The sequence below is a fragment of the Cereibacter johrii genome, assembly GCF_001720585.1.
GTDB lineage: Bacteria > Pseudomonadota > Alphaproteobacteria > Rhodobacterales > Rhodobacteraceae > Cereibacter_A > Cereibacter_A johrii.
In genome coordinates this window covers 20472-36720 of record NZ_MABH01000231.1, presented here as the reverse complement: position 1 = coordinate 36720, position 16249 = coordinate 20472, and the positions used below count along the sequence as shown (strand labels likewise).

Genomic DNA, 16249 nt, shown 5'->3' with positions numbered 1-16249 from the left:
CGAGGGGGCGGGCCGCCCGCCGAGGCCGCCGAAGGGCGCCTCCTTGCGGGCGGGGGCCTCCAGCTTCGGTGGCCGGGCGGCCGCCTTCGGCGGTGCGCCCGGAAGGGCGGATCCGTTCGGCAGAGGCTGCGCCTTGAGGCGCCCGTTCGGCTGGGCGGGCCCCTGAGGCGGCATCGCCGAGCGGGCCACGCGCACGCGCACCCCCTGTTCGGCCGTCTGCACCGGAGGACGGACAGGCTTTTCCTCGGCGGCGAGGCGCGCCTTCGCCTCGATCCGGCGGCTCGCGAAGGCACCGGGCGGCATGTCCGGCACATCGTCGTCCGCGAGCTCCACATAGGGCGCTTCGGGAATATCGGCACGGGGCGCCGGCGCAGGCTCCGGTTCGGGCTCCGGCGCGAAGGGCGGCAGCTCGCGCGCATGGGGGATCGGGCGCTCGACGGCCCGAACCAGCGGCGGCGGCACGAGAAATTCCTCGCGCGGCTCTTCCGGCTCCTCGGGTTCCAGCTCGGGGCCGGGCAGGGGCAGGGCCGCCTCGTCCGGTGTCAGCGAGGCCAGCACGGCGGGATCGGGAGCGGGCTGCCACGCCTCTTCCTCTTCCCCTTCCGGAGCCTCGGCCTCTTCCCCGACCGGCTCGGTCAGCTGCGGCAGGGGCTCGGGCTCCACCATGGGCGCAGGCTCCGGCTCGACCGGATCCATGAGCCCCGGCGCGGAGCGGGGCTCCTCGTCGGGTTCCAGCTCGGCCGGGAGCGCCTCCGCCTCCGCCTCCGCCGGTTCCGGCTCGGCCAGCGCCGGCTCCGCTCCGTCCTCCGCAAGGTCTTCGCGCGCCGCTTCTTCCTGCGAGGTCTCTTCGGGGAAGGCCGCCTCAAGCGGCGGCTCCTCGGCGACCGGCGCCTCGGCTTCCTCGGGCAGATCCCCGCCCGCAACCGGGGCCGAAAGGATCCGAATCGGCTCCAGATCGCGCTCGACCTTCACGCCCTTCGGCAGCCGCCGCTGCGCAGCCGAGATGATCCCGAAGACGGGCTCTCGCGGGAAGTCGCCCGCCTCGGGCAGCGCCACGAAGGCCACCGGGTTGAAGCCATGCTGTTCGGCGAAGCTCTCGGCCTCGTCGAGCGTCTCGCGCGCCACGACCGCGAGCCGCACCTCCGCGCCTTCCGGCTCGAAATCATACACCAGATCCTTGACCTCGTAGGGCGTCAGCCCCTCGAGACCTTCGCGGATCTGGGCCCTGCGGCTGGTCTTGTCCGGCCCCGGCGCCGCGAGGGTCATGTAGAGGATCTGCGACCGCGGGATCACGACCTTGGTGGTGACACCCTCGTCCCCCGCCTGGCTCTCGGCCTCGGCGCGCAGCGCGGCCAGCGCCGCCTCGGTGTCATCGGCATCGAACGGCACCGACCCCAGTTCGTCCCATCCGTCCGGCATCCGCCGAAGCAGACTCGCGGCCTCAGGAGTCAGGTTGAGGGCAAATCTCGGTTTCATTTCGCGGGTCTAGCACATCTGGCGGCACACCGGGGAGTCCGGGTCTCAGCGTCCCCGGTGTTACAGCAGCTTTTCGCCGAATGAAAGAAAAAGACCCAAGGATCGGCTTGCCGGCTGCGTCATGAGAGGCGAACGCTGACAACTCCAAGGAGGAACTTCACAGATGAATATTGCCAAGGCCCTGATGCTCTGCACCGCTCTCGTCCTGCCGGGACAAGTCCTAGCGGACACGCCGCGCCTGACCGTGACGGGGGAAGGCGCGGTGGCCGGTCGTCCCGACATGGCCACGATCACGCTCGGCGTGACGACCGAAGCCGCCACCGCGGCGGAGGCGATGGCAGGCAACAGCGAGAAGCTGGGGCGGGTGCTGCAGCGGCTGAAGGAGGCCGGGCTCGAGGACCGCGATCTGCAGACCTCGGGCCTGTCCCTGAACCCGAACTGGACCCAGAGCCCGGATGGCGAGGCGCCGCGCATTGCAGGCTATGTCGCCTCGAACATGCTGACGGTGCGGGTGCGGGCGCTGGATCGGCTCGGGGCGGTGCTCGATCAGGCGGTGCAGGATGGCGCCAACACGCTGCAGGGCGTGAGCTTCGGGCTCGTGGATCCCCAGCCGGCCATGGACGAGGCGCGCCGCAAGGCGGTGGCCAAGGCTCAGGCGCGGGCGCAGCTTCTGACCGAGGCCGCGGGCGTGCAGCTCGGCCCGATCCTCGAGATCCGCGAGGGTGGCGACGGCTATCAGCCGCCGATGCCGATGTATCGCGAGGCGGCCATGGACGCGCCGGTGCCTGTGGCCGAGGGCGAGATCGAAACGACCGCGCAGGTGACTCTGGTCTACGAGCTGAAACAGCCCCAATGACAGAGGCTTCGGAGGCGATCTTCGCATCGCCTCCGAAGTGGGCCGTCAGGCCGTGGCCTTGGCGAGGGCCTGATCCAGGTCCGCGATCAGATCGTCGGCATCCTCGATCCCGATCGAGATGCGCACCACATTCGGCGCAGCCCCGGCCGCCACCTGCTGCTCGGGCGTGAGCTGACGATGGGTGGTGGAGGCCGAGTGGATCACGAGCGACCGCGTATCGCCGAGGTTGGCGACATGGCTGAACAGCTGCAGCGCATCGACGAGCGCCACGCAAGCGTCGTAGCCGCCCTTCACCGCGAAGGTGAAAAGGGCTCCGGCGCCCTTCGGGCAGATCCGCGCGACGCGGCCGTGCCAGGGCGAGGAGGGCAATCCTGCGTAGGTCACGAACTCCACCCGCGGGTCCTGCTCCAGCCACGCGGCCACCTTCTGCGCGTTCTCGACATGCCGGGCCATGCGCAGGCTGAGAGTCTCGATCCCCATCAGCGTGTAGTGCGCCCCCTGCGGGTTCATGGTCATGCCGAGATCGCGCAGTCCAACGGCAATGGAGTGGAACGTATAGGCCATCGGCCCCAGAGCCTTGTGGAAGACGAGGCCGTGGTAGGCCGGCTCTGGCTGCGAGAGACTCGGGAACTTGTCCGAGGCCGACCAGTCGAACTTGCCCGAGTCCACGATCACGCCGCCCGTCACCGTGCCGTTGCCGGTCAGATATTTCGTTGCGGAATGCACGACGAGCGTCGCGCCATGCTCGATGGGGCGGCAGAGCCAGGGCGTGGCGGTGGTGTTGTCCACGATGAGCGGCAGGCCCACCTTGTCCGCGATGGCCGAGACCGCATCGAGATCCGTGATGACGCCGCCGGGATTGGCAATGGTCTCGCAGAAGAGGGCGCGCGTATCCGAGTTGACCGCGGCCTCGATGGCGGCGGGATCGTCGAAGTCCACGAACTTGGCCGACCAGCCGAACCGCCTGATCGTCTGCGAGAACTGCGTGATCGTGCCGCCGTAGAGACGGGTCGAGGCCACGATGTTGCGGCCCGGTTCCATCAGCGGGAAGAGCGCCATGATCTGCGCGGCATGTCCCGAGGAGCAACAGACTGCGCCCGCACCTCCCTCCAGCGCGGCCACCCTCTCGGCCAGAGCCATGACGGTCGGGTTGGTGAGGCGCGAGTAGATGTAGCCCACCTCTTCCAGATTGAAGAGACGTGCCGCGTGCTCGGCGTCGCGGAACACGTAGGCGGTCGTCTGATAGATCGGCACCTGCCGCGCGCCGGTCGCCGGATCCGGCTTGGCCCCGGCGTGGATCTGCAGCGTGTCGAAGCCGAGTTTGCGGTCTGAGCTCATCAGTCACCCCCCGTTGGATTGCTGCGCGCGACCCTAGGGGAAAGGCCGGGGCGGCACAACGGCTGGCGAGGATGGTGAAAGCGCAGCACCTGCGCTTCCTCTCCATCGGATCGTTCGGAACTTCACGGGGACGGGGGAGGGTCGGCCGGTCCCCCTTGTGCCTGAACGAGAAACGGCGAGAGCCTCGATCAAGCAGGAGCGCGCCGCGGGAGGAGGCCCGCCGCTCCGGCATGAAAGGGCGGATGTCAGAAGAAGTCGGCGCTGCCACTTTCGACCTTCTCGCATTCCTGGCCGGCGAGGGCCGTGGCCAGGCTTCTCTGGCGAACCGCGGCCACCGCGTCGTGAATGTTGACCTCGACCTCCAGGCCCATGTCCTGTCCCAGACGGCCGACATAGGCGGACAGTCCGGCCAGGGACTGAACCAGATCGTCGAGGCTCTGAAGGATCTCTCCGCCGCCTGAGCGCCCACCGGCGGCGGCGATGTCGTGTCCCACGGCCTCCTCGATCTCGCCACTCATGGCGGCGAGCCTGTCGAGTTGCACCGCCAGCCGTTCGAGAACGAGCCGCAGGGGCGTTGCCTGCAGACCGCTCATAGAGCGCCCACGACGGCTTGGATGGCCTTGCGCATCCCGTCGGTGGTAAAGGGCTTCTTGATGAAGTTGTTCATACCGAGCGACTGGCCCTTTTCGATGATCTCGCGCGTGGCGGTGCCGCTGACGAGGATGAAACCCATCCGCTGTGTGGTCTTGTTCTCGCGGATCCCCTTGAGGAGGCCCAGCCCGTCGAGGCCGGGCATGTTGTAGTCGGAAATCACCAGATGCACCGGATTGGCCGCCAGCTGCCGCAGGGCCGAGGCTCCGTCCTTGCAGAAGTCGATCTTCTTGATCCCCAATTCTTCCAGTGCCTGAATGATCAGACCCCGGCTGGTCGACATGTCATCGACCACCATGATCCTAATGCTGTCCCTGAGTGCCACCAAAGATCTCCTTTCCTGGCCCGCCCGTCGGCGGGGGTGCGCGCAGGCGGAATGATGTCATGCCAACCGTTTCGAATTGGTGTCTGACCTCGTGCGAAAGCCGCTCGGAATGGCCGATGAAGAGATGGCCTCCCGGAGCAAGCGTGCTCGCGAAGCCGCGCCAGATCCGGTTCTGCGTGGCGGGGTCGAAGTAGATCGCGACGTTCCGACAGAATATCACGTCGAAAGGTCGGGTTACCGGCCAAGGCTTCACCAGGTTCAGCGGCTTGAAGGTCACGAGTGTGCGCAGTTCCGCCGATACTTCTCTTCGGCCGTCGGGGTCGGGTGGCCCGAAGTGTCGTGCCAGAACCGCATCCGGCAGAGCGGCAAGGCTCGATGCTGCAAAGCAGCCCGCTTGCGCCCTTCCCAGGATCTTGCTGTCTATATCGGTGGCGAGGATCTTGATATCGTAGTGACCGGCGTCCGGGCAGAGCTCCAGCAACGTGATCGCCATGCTGAAGGGCTCCTCTCCCGACGAACAGCCCGCGGACCAGAGCCGGACCCGTGTGCCGCGCCGCGCCGCATCCAGCAGGGGCGGTAACACACGCTCTGCGAGGAGTTCGAAATGATGCTCTTCGCGGAAGAAGCGGGTTGTGTTGGTGGTCATGCTCGAGATGAACATGGAGCGCTCGTCGCGGCCTTCGGGCCTAGAGATCAGGTCGAGATAGGCAGTGAAGCTTGTCAGGGACAGTTGACGGAGCCGCTTGGCCAGCCGAGCATAAACCAGCGGCTCCTTGGCGTCCGGCATGGTGAGCCCCGCCTCGGCATGGGCCAGTTCAGCAATCCGGTGGAAATCTTCCTGCGAAAGCTGCGGGTCACGGGCTGCAGTCGGGATATGTCGCGGACAGTATTTCACATCATCCGCCTGACGTTCGGCAGCACTCCTATCAGATCGAGCAGCCGCAGAATCCGCTGGTCCAGCGTGATCACGCCTCGCACGAAGGACAAGGTGGTTTCGGAGGCGATCTTCGGCATCGGCTGTACGGAGGAGGGAGGCAGCGTCAAGATGTCGGAGACAGCATCGACAAGCAGTCCGACGACCTGGCCCTCGACGACGGTGATGATGATGACGTGGCGGGCCTCAGGTTCGAGAGACCCTAACCCCAGCCGTTCCGCAAGATTGATGATCGGCACCACCGAGCCGCGCAGGTTGATCACTCCGATGATGTAGGAGGGCGCGTGAGGCAGAACGGTCGTCGGCGTCCAACTGCGGATCTCGCGGACGGCGCGGATGTCAATGCAGAATTCCTGACTTCCGATGCGGAAAGCCACGACTTCTCGCAGATCGTCTTCCAGGCTGACGGCGGCCATTTCAGAACTCCATCGAGAACGTGCCCCCCGAGGTGCCGATGTCCACGGCTTCCTCCGGAGCAATGATCAGCGCGATGCGCCCGTCGCCCAGGATGGTGGCAGCGGCCACCCCCGGGATGCGGCCGTATCCGTTCTCGAGACCCTTGATCACAACCTGGCGCTGGTCATGGATCGTGTCGACGACAAGGGCGCAGAGCTTCTGGCGGGCCGTCTCCACCAGAAGAAGAACGCTCTCCCCATAGCTGCGCACGGGCGCGCGAAATCCGAAGATGGACCCGCAATCGACGATCGGAACCAGACTGCCGCGAATGGCGACCACCTGATCGCCCGATCCCAGGACATGAATGTCGGTGGGGCGCGGGCGCAAGGTCTCGACGATGGCTGAGACGGGCACCACCATCGTCTGACCGCCCACATCGACCACCATTCCATCGAGCACGGCAAGCGTCAGCGGCAGGCTGATGGTGAAGGTGGTGCCAACGCCGGGATCCGAGGCGATGGTGATGCGCCCGCCCAGCGACTCGATGGCGCTCTTGACGACATCCATGCCGACGCCGCGGCCGGACAAGTCGGAGACGACGGAGGCGGTGGAGAAGCCCGGCATGAAGAGCAGCCCATCGATCTCCTCTTCCGTCAATTGCGCCTCCGGGGCGACGAGACCTTTGCCCCGGGCGATCTCGAGAACGCGCGGCCGGTTGATGCCGCCGCCGTCGTCCTTGATCTCGATGAGCACCCGGCCGGATCGATGTGCTGCGGTAAGCGTGATCAGTCCGACGGGGGGCTTGCCGAGATGGAGACGCCTGTCCGCCGGTTCGATGCCGTGATCGACAGCATTGCGGATCATGTGCGTAAGCGGGTCGGCAAGCCGCTCGATGACCGTCTTGTCCACTTCGGTGCTCTCGCCTTCGGTGACCAGCCGGATCTGCTTTTGGGCGATTTCCGAGGCCTCGCGGGCGATGCGCGACATCCGCTGGAACAGCGGCTTGATCGCCTGCGCCCGGATGGCCATCACGCTTTCCTGGATTTCCCGCGCGAGGTTGCGGAAATCGTCGAGCCGATTGCGAACGGGCGAGCGCGGCGGCACGCCCTCGTCCTGAACGCACTGAGAGAGCATGGCCTGATTGATCACCAGTTCGCCCACGATGTTGATCAGGCGATCGACGCGATCGAGCTCCACCCTGACGGTGGCGCGCGGTGAGGCGTTCCGGCCGTCTTCCACAGGAGCCTTTCTAGGTGCCGCGGGTCCCGAAGCCGGGGGATCCGGTTCGGGATCCGGTTCCGGCTCCGGGTCCGGTCCGGGCGCTTCCAGGGGCATCGGGCGGATTTCGAGCCTGCAAAGGTCCTCGACGAATTCGAATACTTCGTCGATCTGGTGCTCCGGTTCATCCGTCTCGAGCGTGAGATGCCAATCAAGCCAGCTCTCCTGCCAGTCGAGAGAGTCGAAGTCCGGCAGACGGGAGCGATCCAGCCGCACCTCCATCCGGCCGAGGTCGCCCAAGACGCGGAACAGGATGCTCGTATCGTTTCCGCAGGCATAGAGGGCGCGCGTTGGGCTGAAGTCGATCGAGTAGCGACCCGATTGCACCTCGTCCGGAGCCGCCACCGGCAGATCGAGATCCAGCCGCATCGGCACGAAGCCCAGATCCTCCGCATCGGCTTCCCCAACCTCTTCCTCTCCCGCCGCTTGTGCGAGCTGCGCTGCGAGATCGTCGGGATCGATGTCCGCTGCCTCGGATCCTGTCCGGGCGGCTTGCAACAGATCGGACAGTCGATCCGCTGCCTTATGCAGCAGGGCCAGAAGCGGAGGATCGACGGAAACGCGGCCGGCGCGCAGGGAGTCGAGCGTCGTCTCGAACTGGTGGGCAAACCTGACGAGTGCGTCGAGCTTGAACGCTCCGGCACCCCCCTTGATCGAGTGGACGGCGCGGAAGACGGCGTTTACCGTTTCGTCGTCATGCCCCTCGTCCAGCGTCTCCTCGATCCGATCGAGCCCCTCATTGAGGGCCTCCATGAGATCCTCGCACTCGACGAAGAAGGCGCTGCGAATGTCGCTCTGTTCCATGACGGCCTCACGCGACCGCCACGCGCCGCAGGGCGGAAACCAGCTTCGCTTCATCGAACGGCTTCACGATCCACGCGGTTGCACCTGCCTCACGCGCTCTGGCCTTCAACTCGGCCGCGCTTTCGGTCGTCAGCACGATGATGGGCAAAGCGGAATGCTGCGGTTGCTCCCGGACCGCTCGGATGAAGCCGAATCCGTCCATACGCGGCATGTTGATATCCGTGATGACGGCATGAGGCTTGGCCGCTTCCAGCTTCTCGAGCCCGTCGAGCCCGTCGATGGCGAGATGCACCTCGAAGCCGGCCTGCACCAGAGCTTCTCGCAAGAGTTCCCGGATGGTGCGGGAATCGTCGATGGCAAGAACGGTCAGCGGCATGATCCTTGATCCTCCTGAAACTCTTTGGGGTCCACGCCGAGGCGGGTGACGTCGTCCGCGAAGGCGGGCGACATGGGCTGGCATGTGAAACGGTGACCTTCCGCGCGCCACTTGGCGGCAGCCGCAAGAAGGAGCTGAAGCGCAAGGCCGCCGACAAAGCTGACCTGTCCAGCCGCCAGGCATGTGTCTCCGGGCGGCATGCTGAGCAGAGCTGCATAGAGTTGTCGCGCCCCTTGGTGGTCGAGACGTGCGGGAAGGTCCAGGCGGTTCTTCATCTCGGTTCCTTGATCGGATCGGGCATCTCGGCATTGCTGTGTCGGTCGAAGAAGGTGACGTCGCCGGCGCCACCCTGAAGGCGGAGTTGCGGTTGTTCGGTCGGCACAACATCCTCGCTTCCCAAGAACATCTGCTGGACACGTCCCGTCTTGGGCCAGAAGCGGATGCGCCTGGCCCGGTTGCCCCCGAGGCTCTGAGCCGTGCAGAGGATCCCCTCGTCTCTGAGATAGCGCCGGGCGAATGCAGCATTCGCCTGACCGATCGCCCCCAGCTGCGGCGTCATCATCGCGCCGCCGAAGATCTTGGCTTCTATCCGCTGCCGGGCGGCGCCCAGCTTGAGAAGCGCATTGATCAGCAGTTCCATCGCATGGGAGCCGTAGCGGAGATGCTGGGCATCTTCGACTTCGGATGAGGGCAGCAGGAAGTGGTTCATCCCACCCACGCCGGCCACCGGATCACACATGCAGGTGCAGATGCAGGACCCCAGGATCGTCGCGTAAACCTCGTTCGGCGATGCGGACGCGACGCAGCTTCCTTGGGTCACATGCGTGATGCTTATCTGGCTGGCTGAAGGCCTGTCGGCGCAACGGGTCATGGGTGAGGCTCGCAGGTGCAGATCAGCGGTCGGGACGGCTTCGGGAGCACGTTCATGTCAAAAATCCTCCCATCCGGGCTCTGCCCGCGCGAGCACCCTGGAGCTTGGTCCTGCCGCCTCCGTCAGGGGGGATGTGGTGCGGTTGTGCTTCGCGGGCGCGTCCAGGTGAAACTGCTGCACCGTCTCGAAAAGCACGTTGGCGCTATTCGTAAGAGACTCGCTTGCGGCCGTCGCCTCCTCGAGACGCGCCGCATTCTGCTGGGTTGATTGGTCGAGGTTGTTCACCGCGCAGTTGATCTCCGCCAGAGACACCGACTGCTGCCTCGAGGACACGGCGATATCGGAGACCAGAGTCGATATTTCGGAAACGGAAGATACGATCTGCTTCAGCGCATCGCCTGTCTTCCCGACCAGATCCACGCCACGCCGCACCTGGTTGCCGCTCTTCAGGATGAGGTCCGTGATCTCTCGCGCAGCTTCCGAAGACCTTTGAGCGAGCGCCCGCACTTCTGAGGCGACGACCGCAAATCCGCGCCCGGCGTCTCCTGCCCTGGCGGCCTCGACACCGGCATTGAGCGCCAACAGATTCGTTTGAAATGCGATGTCGTCGATCACTTTCACGATCGAGGTGATCTTGTCGGAAGAGGCGGCAATCATGTCCATCGCTGCCACCGTCTCGACGACGACATGCCCGCTCTCCTCGGCGTTCGCCCGCGCGTCGGCGACCACCCGATCTGCTTCTGCTGCGCCGTCGGCCGCGGATCGGACGGAAGCCGTCAGCCCGTCAAGCGCAGCCGCTGTCTCTTCCAGAGTGGCGGCGGTGCTTTCCGTCCTTTGAGCCAGAGATTGTGCAGCGGAACTGATGTCTCGGGCTTCGTTGCGGATGCTCTCGGCGGCAGAGATCACGTCTTCGACGATAACGGCAAGGCCTTGCAAGGCGCTGTTGAAGTCGGGACGCAGGGCGTCGAACGGTTCCGGAAGCGGATGGTCCAGACGAGATCCGAGATCACCTCGGGCAAGCTGCCGAAGCGCTGAAATCAGCCGCTCAGGTGCCGGCGGAGGCTGGTCCGCAGCGGCAACCGCCGGCGCCGGCGCGTAGTGGTGGCGGATCTCCGTCACGAGGACCAAATGGCCGCCGCCCGGCCGTCGCAGGATCGAGATGTCGACCTGCACCTGATCTGCCCCATAGCCCTCTCGGTTCAGGAAACTACGCCCTTCGCCGTCCCGTTCGACCGCCGCAAGGAGTTCAGCACTGTCCGACGTTGTCTCGAGCAGGGAGCGCAGCGAAGCCCCGGAGGATCCGAAGAGCTTCGCAAAACTGTCGCTCGCCTTCATCATCTGCCCCTTGCCGTCATAGGTCGCAGCGATGGCGTCGCGAGTAACCCCCTGGAGGAAGAGATCAAACTGAGTCTCTTCGGTCCGGTCGGCGAAACTCAGGATCTCTGAGCCCGTTGCGCCGACGGCAGCTCGTGTCACCTGATATGTGCGTCCACCGATCGCTAGGGACATCGTCCCGCCTGTGCGGTCCGGCCAAGCCCTCGCCAGATCATGGTGGAGACCTGCAACCGGTTGACTTTCGAGAAGTGGCTCCGGCAAGTCTGCAACCATCTGCCGCGCAGGCTGGTTCATCATGAGCACGCGACCGTCGCTGGCGACGAGGATCCAGGGGGTCGGGAGGGCGTCGAGTGCCATGGCTCGGCTATGGGCGGACTCGAACTGGTCCCGCTCGCCCTGCAGGGCAGCGGACAAGGCATCAAGCTCGTCCGCAAGCTTTGGGATCGACAGCTCGATCCGCGTCATGGCGCTGGCGTCGGGCCTCTGGTTGTTCTTGATCCGCCGGGTCGTCTCGATGAGCAGGCGCTCGGCCTCTCTCCGGCGCCTCCAGAGATATCCCGCAGTCCCCATCGAGATCATCAGGCCGGCGATCAGTGCGGTTGCCGGCATCAGCACTGCGTGCGAGCCACTCAGCGCGGGCAGGGAAACGGCAAAAGCACCGGCAAGAGAGTTGTCCCCCTCGCGGGTGACCGGGATGGCAATGGAGGTGCCGCCTTCGGCCTTCACGGGAGCGCGGACGTTCATCGCGTTCAGCGCTTGGGCCTGCAGGGTCTCGGCGCCGGCCAGATCGGCCGGCATCGAGGCAATGACGCGCCCCTCTACATCCATCGCGAGAGCCGAGAAGCTTGCACCGGGAAAAGTTTCGGCGGCAGCAGTGAACAGTTGGAACAAACGACGACTGTCCCGGAAGGCAAGGGCCGCGCGTCCTTCGGCGGCAATCAGGCTGGAGAAGGCCTGCGTCTGTTGTTCCGTCGCGCGTCGCGCCCCTTCATGGTTGAGCCAGAGCGCGGTCACGATGCCGAGCAACATCGGCAGGGGCGCACCCAGAAGCACCAGAGGCTGCTTGAAGCGCCTTATGCGCGAAGGGTCGGTGCGGTTCATGCGGCTATCCCGTGTATTGCCTGACGGCGAGCTCTGGCCTTGGACCTTGCCTTGGTTGTGCAATCCTTAGCGCTCACCGCTTTCCAACTGGTGAAGGGCGACTAGAACAGAAAATCCAGGATGTCGTCCGCGGGCGGCGCGGTCGTCTCCGAGACCTCCTCTGCCGGGGACACGCCGAGATCCCGCAGAAGGAGATCATGCACCAGACGCTCCGCGGCCATCGTGTAGCTGGCGCGGATCCGTTCGAGAGCGTCACCCGTGGCTGTGGCGTTCAGGTCCCCGTCCAGACGGCTGGCCCATCGTTCCAGGGCGGGCGCCATGGCGAGCAGATCGGCAAATGCCACGGAGTGGCCGTCCAACGCGGCGATGCCGGTTGCCACGTCCCGCTCGGCCAGCCGGCGCTCCCGTTCGACCGTGGTTCCCGTCTGGAGGATGCCGGCCTCGATCCCGGACAGCAGTGAAAAGACCCTGTCGCCGGCACCTGTGAGGTCGTTCAGGTCCTGGTAAAACGACCCTTCGAGTTCGACGGCCGTAATGACGGCCTCGTCGCTCATCGCAGAGAGGCTTCGGGTGATACTCCCGAGACGTTCAGCCGATGAGGAGGCCAGTTCCCGCAGCTGGAAGGAGATCTCGCGCAGGGCCAGCGCCTCGTCTCCGAGTTGCACGCAGGCAATGACGGCGTTCAGTCCGATCATGCTCATGCGCTCTTCGACCCCGGACATGCGCTCGAGAATGGGGAGCAACTCGGCCAGTCCGCTGGAGAGGTTGCGGGCCACCGAGACGAGGCGGGTCTGTGCGGTTCGGCACTCGTCGAGGATCGCTTGAAGTTGCTGAAGATGCTGCTTGAGGTTGTGGCGCGGCGATGTTCCCACACGTCCGCTGATCCGGCCGATCTCTGCGGTCGCCTGGCCCGAGTCGCGGAGGGCAGATCGGGCCGTCACGATCGCGGCCGCATGCCGTTCGTGTGCGTCGCGCAGATGAGCTGCGGCGAGCGCCAGCGTGAGCCGCGCCAGTGCGCCGTCGGCCGTCTCCTGCCCCGCCGTGCTGTCCAGCATGTCGGCCACATGTTCCAGCCGTTGACGCGTCGTGTCGCCGATCTGGAGGGACAGCACGGCAGTGGTGACCGCGCGGCGAAACTCGTCGCCTTGCGTCATGAGGATGCTTCCGTCCGCGGTGGTGCGCGTCAGATCCTTCTCGAACGCACCCATGTCGAGACGCAGGCCGGCCAGCGCGGGGCCCAGCTGACGGCGGAGAAGGTGTGACAGGTTGCCGGCCTCGGCCGAGGCCAGATGCAGCCTGCGCGCCATATGTTCGACCGCTTCGGTGATCTGGCCGATCGTATCGCCTGCCTCCATCACCTGGGCCGTGGCCGCCGTTGTGAAGACTTCCAGGCTGGAATTCTGGCCCGCGAGCGTCGCCACCGTCACACGGGCATTGAGAGCGACGATGGACATGGTCCGGATGACCTGACGCATGACGCTCAGGTCCGTGCCGAGGGTCTCGGCCGCGGTGGAGAGGGTTTCGATCCTTTCGAGGAGCGGCTGGCTGTTGGCGGCGAAAAGGGCCGCCCGCTCCTCGAGACCGGCAGCATCGGCGGTTGCCTGAGCGAACTCTCCGGCATCGGCGACCGCTGCCAGTTGCGCCAAAGGAGCGGACAACCGATCGAAGCGGGAAATGGCCCGCTCAAGGCTCGCACCAGCGCGAAGGAAGGCCTTCTCTGTGGCGCTGGCGAGGCCGGACACGCGGCCGGCCGCCTTGCGCATCGACGGCGTCGAGACCCTGCGTCGGCTGGCGGCCCTGTCGAAGGTGCCCTCGCCAGGCAGGGAGACAGGGCCCGTCTGATGGGCCGTCGCCGTAGCTTCACCTGGGAGCGGAGTCGGAAGCGCCATTCGGGAACCTGTTTGCTGGAGGCGGGACGAAGCCGGGGCAACCGGCGGATGCGGTGAGGGCAGGCAGCTCAGGCGCCTCGATCGCGGGATCGAGGGCGCAGGTCAGGCGGCCTGTTCGGCGGCATGGCGCCGGAAATCTGCGTCAAGGTCGTCGCCGTTGCCGTCCAGATCGAACTGGAAGCCGCCCGGAGACTGCGTCACCGGACGCGACCTTGCGGGCCGACGGGGCGGCTCCGAGCGGGTGGGAAGCCGGGCTGCGGGGAGGCTCTCCTGCGCAGGGGCGGCCTCGGGCCCCCTGTCGGTCGTGAAGAAGCCGATCGCGGTCCGCAGCCGTTCGGCCTGTCCGGCCAGTTGACCGGCCGTCGCAGACAGTTGCTCGGACGCGGTGCTGTTGCTTTGGGTGACCTGATCAAGTTGCTGGATCGCCGAATTGACCTGTGCCACGCCGGCCGCCTGCTCCTGCGCGGAGGTCGAGATGTCGAGCACGAGGCGGGCCGTCTCCTCGATGTCCGGCACGAGCTGCGAGAGCCGCCCCCCGGCGGTCTGGGCCGCCTCGACGGTTGCCGCGGACAGGACGGAAATTTCGGTTGCCGCGGCGCGGCTGCGCTCGGCAAGCTTGCGCACTTCGGCCGCCACCACGGCGAAGCCGCGGCCATGTTCCCCCGCGCGGGCGGCCTCGACGGCGGCATTGAGCGCGAGGAGATCCGTCTGGCGCGCGATCTCCTGCACGATGCCGATCTTCTGCGAGATGGTGCGCACGGCCTCGACCGCCTCGGTCATCGTCGTGCCGCTCTCGTGGGCCGAGAGCGCCGATTGCCGGGCGCGGGCCTCGGTATCGGCGGCATTCTGCGCCGATTGCTTGATGTTGGCGGTCATCTCTTCCATCGAGGAGGAGGCCTGCAGCGTGGCGCTGGCCTGTTCGGCGGCCCCCTGGCTCAGTTTCACGGCCGTGGAGGACATCTCGTCGGCGCCTGCGGCCACCGTGCGCGTGGATCTGGCGACGTCGTTCACCACGGTCCGGAGCTTGGTCACCATTCCGTTCAGTGAGGCGATCAGATCGCCGATCTCGTCCCGTTGCGGCTGGGGCTCGGTCTGGGTCAGATCCCCCGCGGCGACACGCTCGGACAGACGCAGCGCCCGCTGCAGGCCTTTGGAGAGGGTCACCACGATCCAGCTGCCTGCTGCGGCAACGAGCAGGATGTTGGCAAAGAAGGCGCCCAGCACCGTGAGGCGGCTGATTCCCTGCTGGCGCTGGGCCGCGGCAGACGCGGTGGCCAGCTCTTGCGTATGATGGGTCAGGAGCGCACTCAGCCGCGTCTCCATCGCCAGCCACTGCTCGCGGCCCTGCGTCACCACGATCTTGAATCCCTCGTAGCCAAGGCCCATGCGCGCCATCCCGATCGCCTTCGCGTCGATCTCGGCCAGCCGCTTCTCGGCCTCTTGCACCTCGGCGAGGCGGGCGCGCATCTCCTCGTCGGCGGAGAGTTCGAGGGCGGCGATGGCCTTCTCGGCGCCTGAAGCGGCGGTCGCCAGGCGGTCGTCGATGGCCCGGCGCTCCTCCTTGGTGCGCGACAGCAGATAGTTGCGGACCTCGCGCTGTGTCTTCAGCCGGTTCTCGATCAGCTGGTAGGTCATGGTCACCTGCTGGACCTTGGTATGCACGATGTCGTCGAGCGAGGCGCGGATCAGGTCGAGGTCGCGCAGGGCCACCATCTGTCCGCCCCCCGAGACGAGCAGCACGGCAAGAAACACTCCGGCGAGCTTCAGCTTGATGGACACTCTCATCGCTATGGGATCCTTCTTGACGGGGCGGGAGGAGGCCCGCGCTTCGGGACGCCGGGCGCAGCCGGTGCGGCCGGCGGGGCTCTGCCTCAGGCGCCGGCCACCTTCTTGACGACGGCCAGAAGCTGGGCCTGATCGAACGGCTTGATCATCCAGCCGATGGCCCCGGCTTCCTTGGCCTGCGCCTTCAACGTGTCCTGCGACTCCGTCGACAGGAAGACGATGGGCACGCCCTTGCCCTCGGGCAGGGTGCGGAACTTGCGGATGAAGCCCAGCCCGTCGAGGCGCGGCATGTTCTGATCGGTCAGGATGGCATCGAAGCGCTGGGCCGTGGCCTTCTCGAGCGCATCCTGCCCGTCCACCGCCTCCACCACCGTATAGCCGGCGCCGACGAGGGTCAGCCGCACCATCTGCCGGACGGAGGGGGAATCATCCACCGCGAGGATCGTCTTGCTCATCCCTGCGCCACTCCGACAGGCAGGCCGGTCCAGAGGCCGTCAGCCCCGACGAGGCCTGCATCGGACAGCCCGTGCAGCTTCATCGCCGTCTCCATCGCCGAGCCGGCGGGGACCGCGATCTCGAGCCGGACGCCGGCAGCGGCGGCCTGCCGATGCGCCGCCACGAGGAGCTGGAGCACCGCAAGCCCCACATCCTGCGCAGGCGCCGTGTCCAGCCGGACGGGTCCCGGCCCGGCGAGAGCCTGGGCGAGATCGGCCGCGAGCGGCCCGGCCTGGGGAAGGCCCGCCCGGTCCGGGAGGCTGAGAGAGACGGGGGGAGCGGACATGGCAGGGGCCTCGGCTGGTTGCTTCCTCCCTGACGTTCTGGGGCCCGAACCCA

General features: G+C 66.5%; 15 protein-coding genes and 1 pseudogene. 1 reads left to right on the top strand and 15 read right to left on the bottom strand.

Annotated elements, in window-relative coordinates; translation table 11 throughout:
- Positions 1–1476 (bottom strand): annotated as a pseudogene (locus A9O63_RS19335) (translation initiation factor 2); the annotation flags it as partial.
- 163 nt (positions 1477–1639) lie between these two features.
- On the opposite strand from A9O63_RS19335, the gene A9O63_RS19330 reads away from it, so the two are divergent.
- Positions 1640–2332 (top strand): SIMPL domain-containing protein, encoded by a 693-nt coding sequence (locus A9O63_RS19330; protein ID WP_069333358.1) that lies wholly within the window; start codon positions 1640–1642, stop codon positions 2330–2332.
- A gap of 45 nt (positions 2333–2377) precedes the next feature.
- Here the strand turns inward: A9O63_RS19330 and A9O63_RS19325 are convergent, their stop codons facing one another.
- From A9O63_RS19325 to A9O63_RS19260, 14 genes are all read right to left on the bottom strand, one after another.
- Positions 2378–3670, bottom strand: a complete 1293-nt coding sequence (locus A9O63_RS19325; protein ID WP_069333357.1) for an O-acetylhomoserine aminocarboxypropyltransferase/cysteine synthase family protein — start codon at positions 3668–3670, stop codon at positions 2378–2380.
- A 245-nt stretch (positions 3671–3915) separates the two neighbouring features.
- A complete protein-coding gene (locus tag A9O63_RS19320) occupies positions 3916–4263 on the bottom strand; it encodes a hypothetical protein (RefSeq protein ID WP_069333356.1) in 348 nt (115 codons plus the stop codon).
- Entirely contained in the window at positions 4260–4646 is a 387-nt protein-coding gene (locus A9O63_RS19315; protein ID WP_009562470.1) for a response regulator, read from the bottom strand. The genes A9O63_RS19320 and A9O63_RS19315 overlap by 4 nt, the downstream gene beginning before the upstream one ends.
- Positions 4624–5541 (bottom strand): protein-glutamate O-methyltransferase, encoded by a 918-nt coding sequence (locus A9O63_RS19310; RefSeq protein WP_069333355.1) that lies wholly within the window; start codon positions 5539–5541, stop codon positions 4624–4626. Before A9O63_RS19310 ends, A9O63_RS19315 begins: the two co-directional genes overlap by 23 nt.
- Positions 5538–5996 carry a chemotaxis protein CheW gene (locus tag A9O63_RS19305; protein ID WP_069333354.1) on the bottom strand — a complete coding sequence of 153 codons (459 nt, stop codon included), beginning with the start codon at positions 5994–5996 and terminating at the stop codon, positions 5538–5540. The genes A9O63_RS19310 and A9O63_RS19305 overlap by 4 nt, the downstream gene beginning before the upstream one ends.
- Before the next feature lies 1 nt (position 5997).
- Complete coding sequence (locus A9O63_RS19300) at positions 5998–8058, bottom strand: chemotaxis protein CheA (protein WP_069333353.1); 2061 nt, start codon at positions 8056–8058, stop codon at positions 5998–6000.
- Positions 8059–8065: 7 nt separating this feature from the next.
- Entirely contained in the window at positions 8066–8434 is a 369-nt protein-coding gene (locus A9O63_RS19295; RefSeq protein ID WP_069333352.1) for a response regulator, read from the bottom strand.
- Entirely contained in the window at positions 8425–8709 is a 285-nt protein-coding gene (locus tag A9O63_RS19290; protein WP_069333351.1) for an STAS domain-containing protein, read from the bottom strand. The genes A9O63_RS19295 and A9O63_RS19290 overlap by 10 nt, the downstream gene beginning before the upstream one ends.
- Complete coding sequence (locus tag A9O63_RS22420; RefSeq protein ID WP_084296068.1) at positions 8706–9305, bottom strand: chemotaxis protein CheD; 600 nt, start codon at positions 9303–9305, stop codon at positions 8706–8708. Before A9O63_RS22420 ends, A9O63_RS19290 begins: the two co-directional genes overlap by 4 nt.
- A gap of 57 nt (positions 9306–9362) precedes the next feature.
- A complete protein-coding gene (locus A9O63_RS19280) occupies positions 9363–11741 on the bottom strand; it encodes a methyl-accepting chemotaxis protein (protein WP_069333350.1) in 2379 nt (792 codons plus the stop codon).
- A 101-nt stretch (positions 11742–11842) separates the two neighbouring features.
- Complete coding sequence (locus A9O63_RS19275; RefSeq protein WP_084296070.1) at positions 11843–13504, bottom strand: chemotaxis protein; 1662 nt, start codon at positions 13502–13504, stop codon at positions 11843–11845.
- A gap of 228 nt (positions 13505–13732) precedes the next feature.
- Positions 13733–15415 carry a methyl-accepting chemotaxis protein gene (locus A9O63_RS19270; protein ID WP_069333348.1) on the bottom strand — a complete coding sequence of 561 codons (1683 nt, stop codon included), beginning with the start codon at positions 15413–15415 and terminating at the stop codon, positions 13733–13735.
- Between the two features lie 86 nt (positions 15416–15501).
- A complete protein-coding gene (locus tag A9O63_RS19265) occupies positions 15502–15870 on the bottom strand; it encodes a response regulator (RefSeq protein WP_069333347.1) in 369 nt (122 codons plus the stop codon).
- Complete coding sequence (locus A9O63_RS19260) at positions 15867–16196, bottom strand: STAS domain-containing protein (protein WP_069333346.1); 330 nt, start codon at positions 16194–16196, stop codon at positions 15867–15869. Before A9O63_RS19260 ends, A9O63_RS19265 begins: the two co-directional genes overlap by 4 nt.
- Positions 16197–16249: the final 53 nt, after the last annotated feature.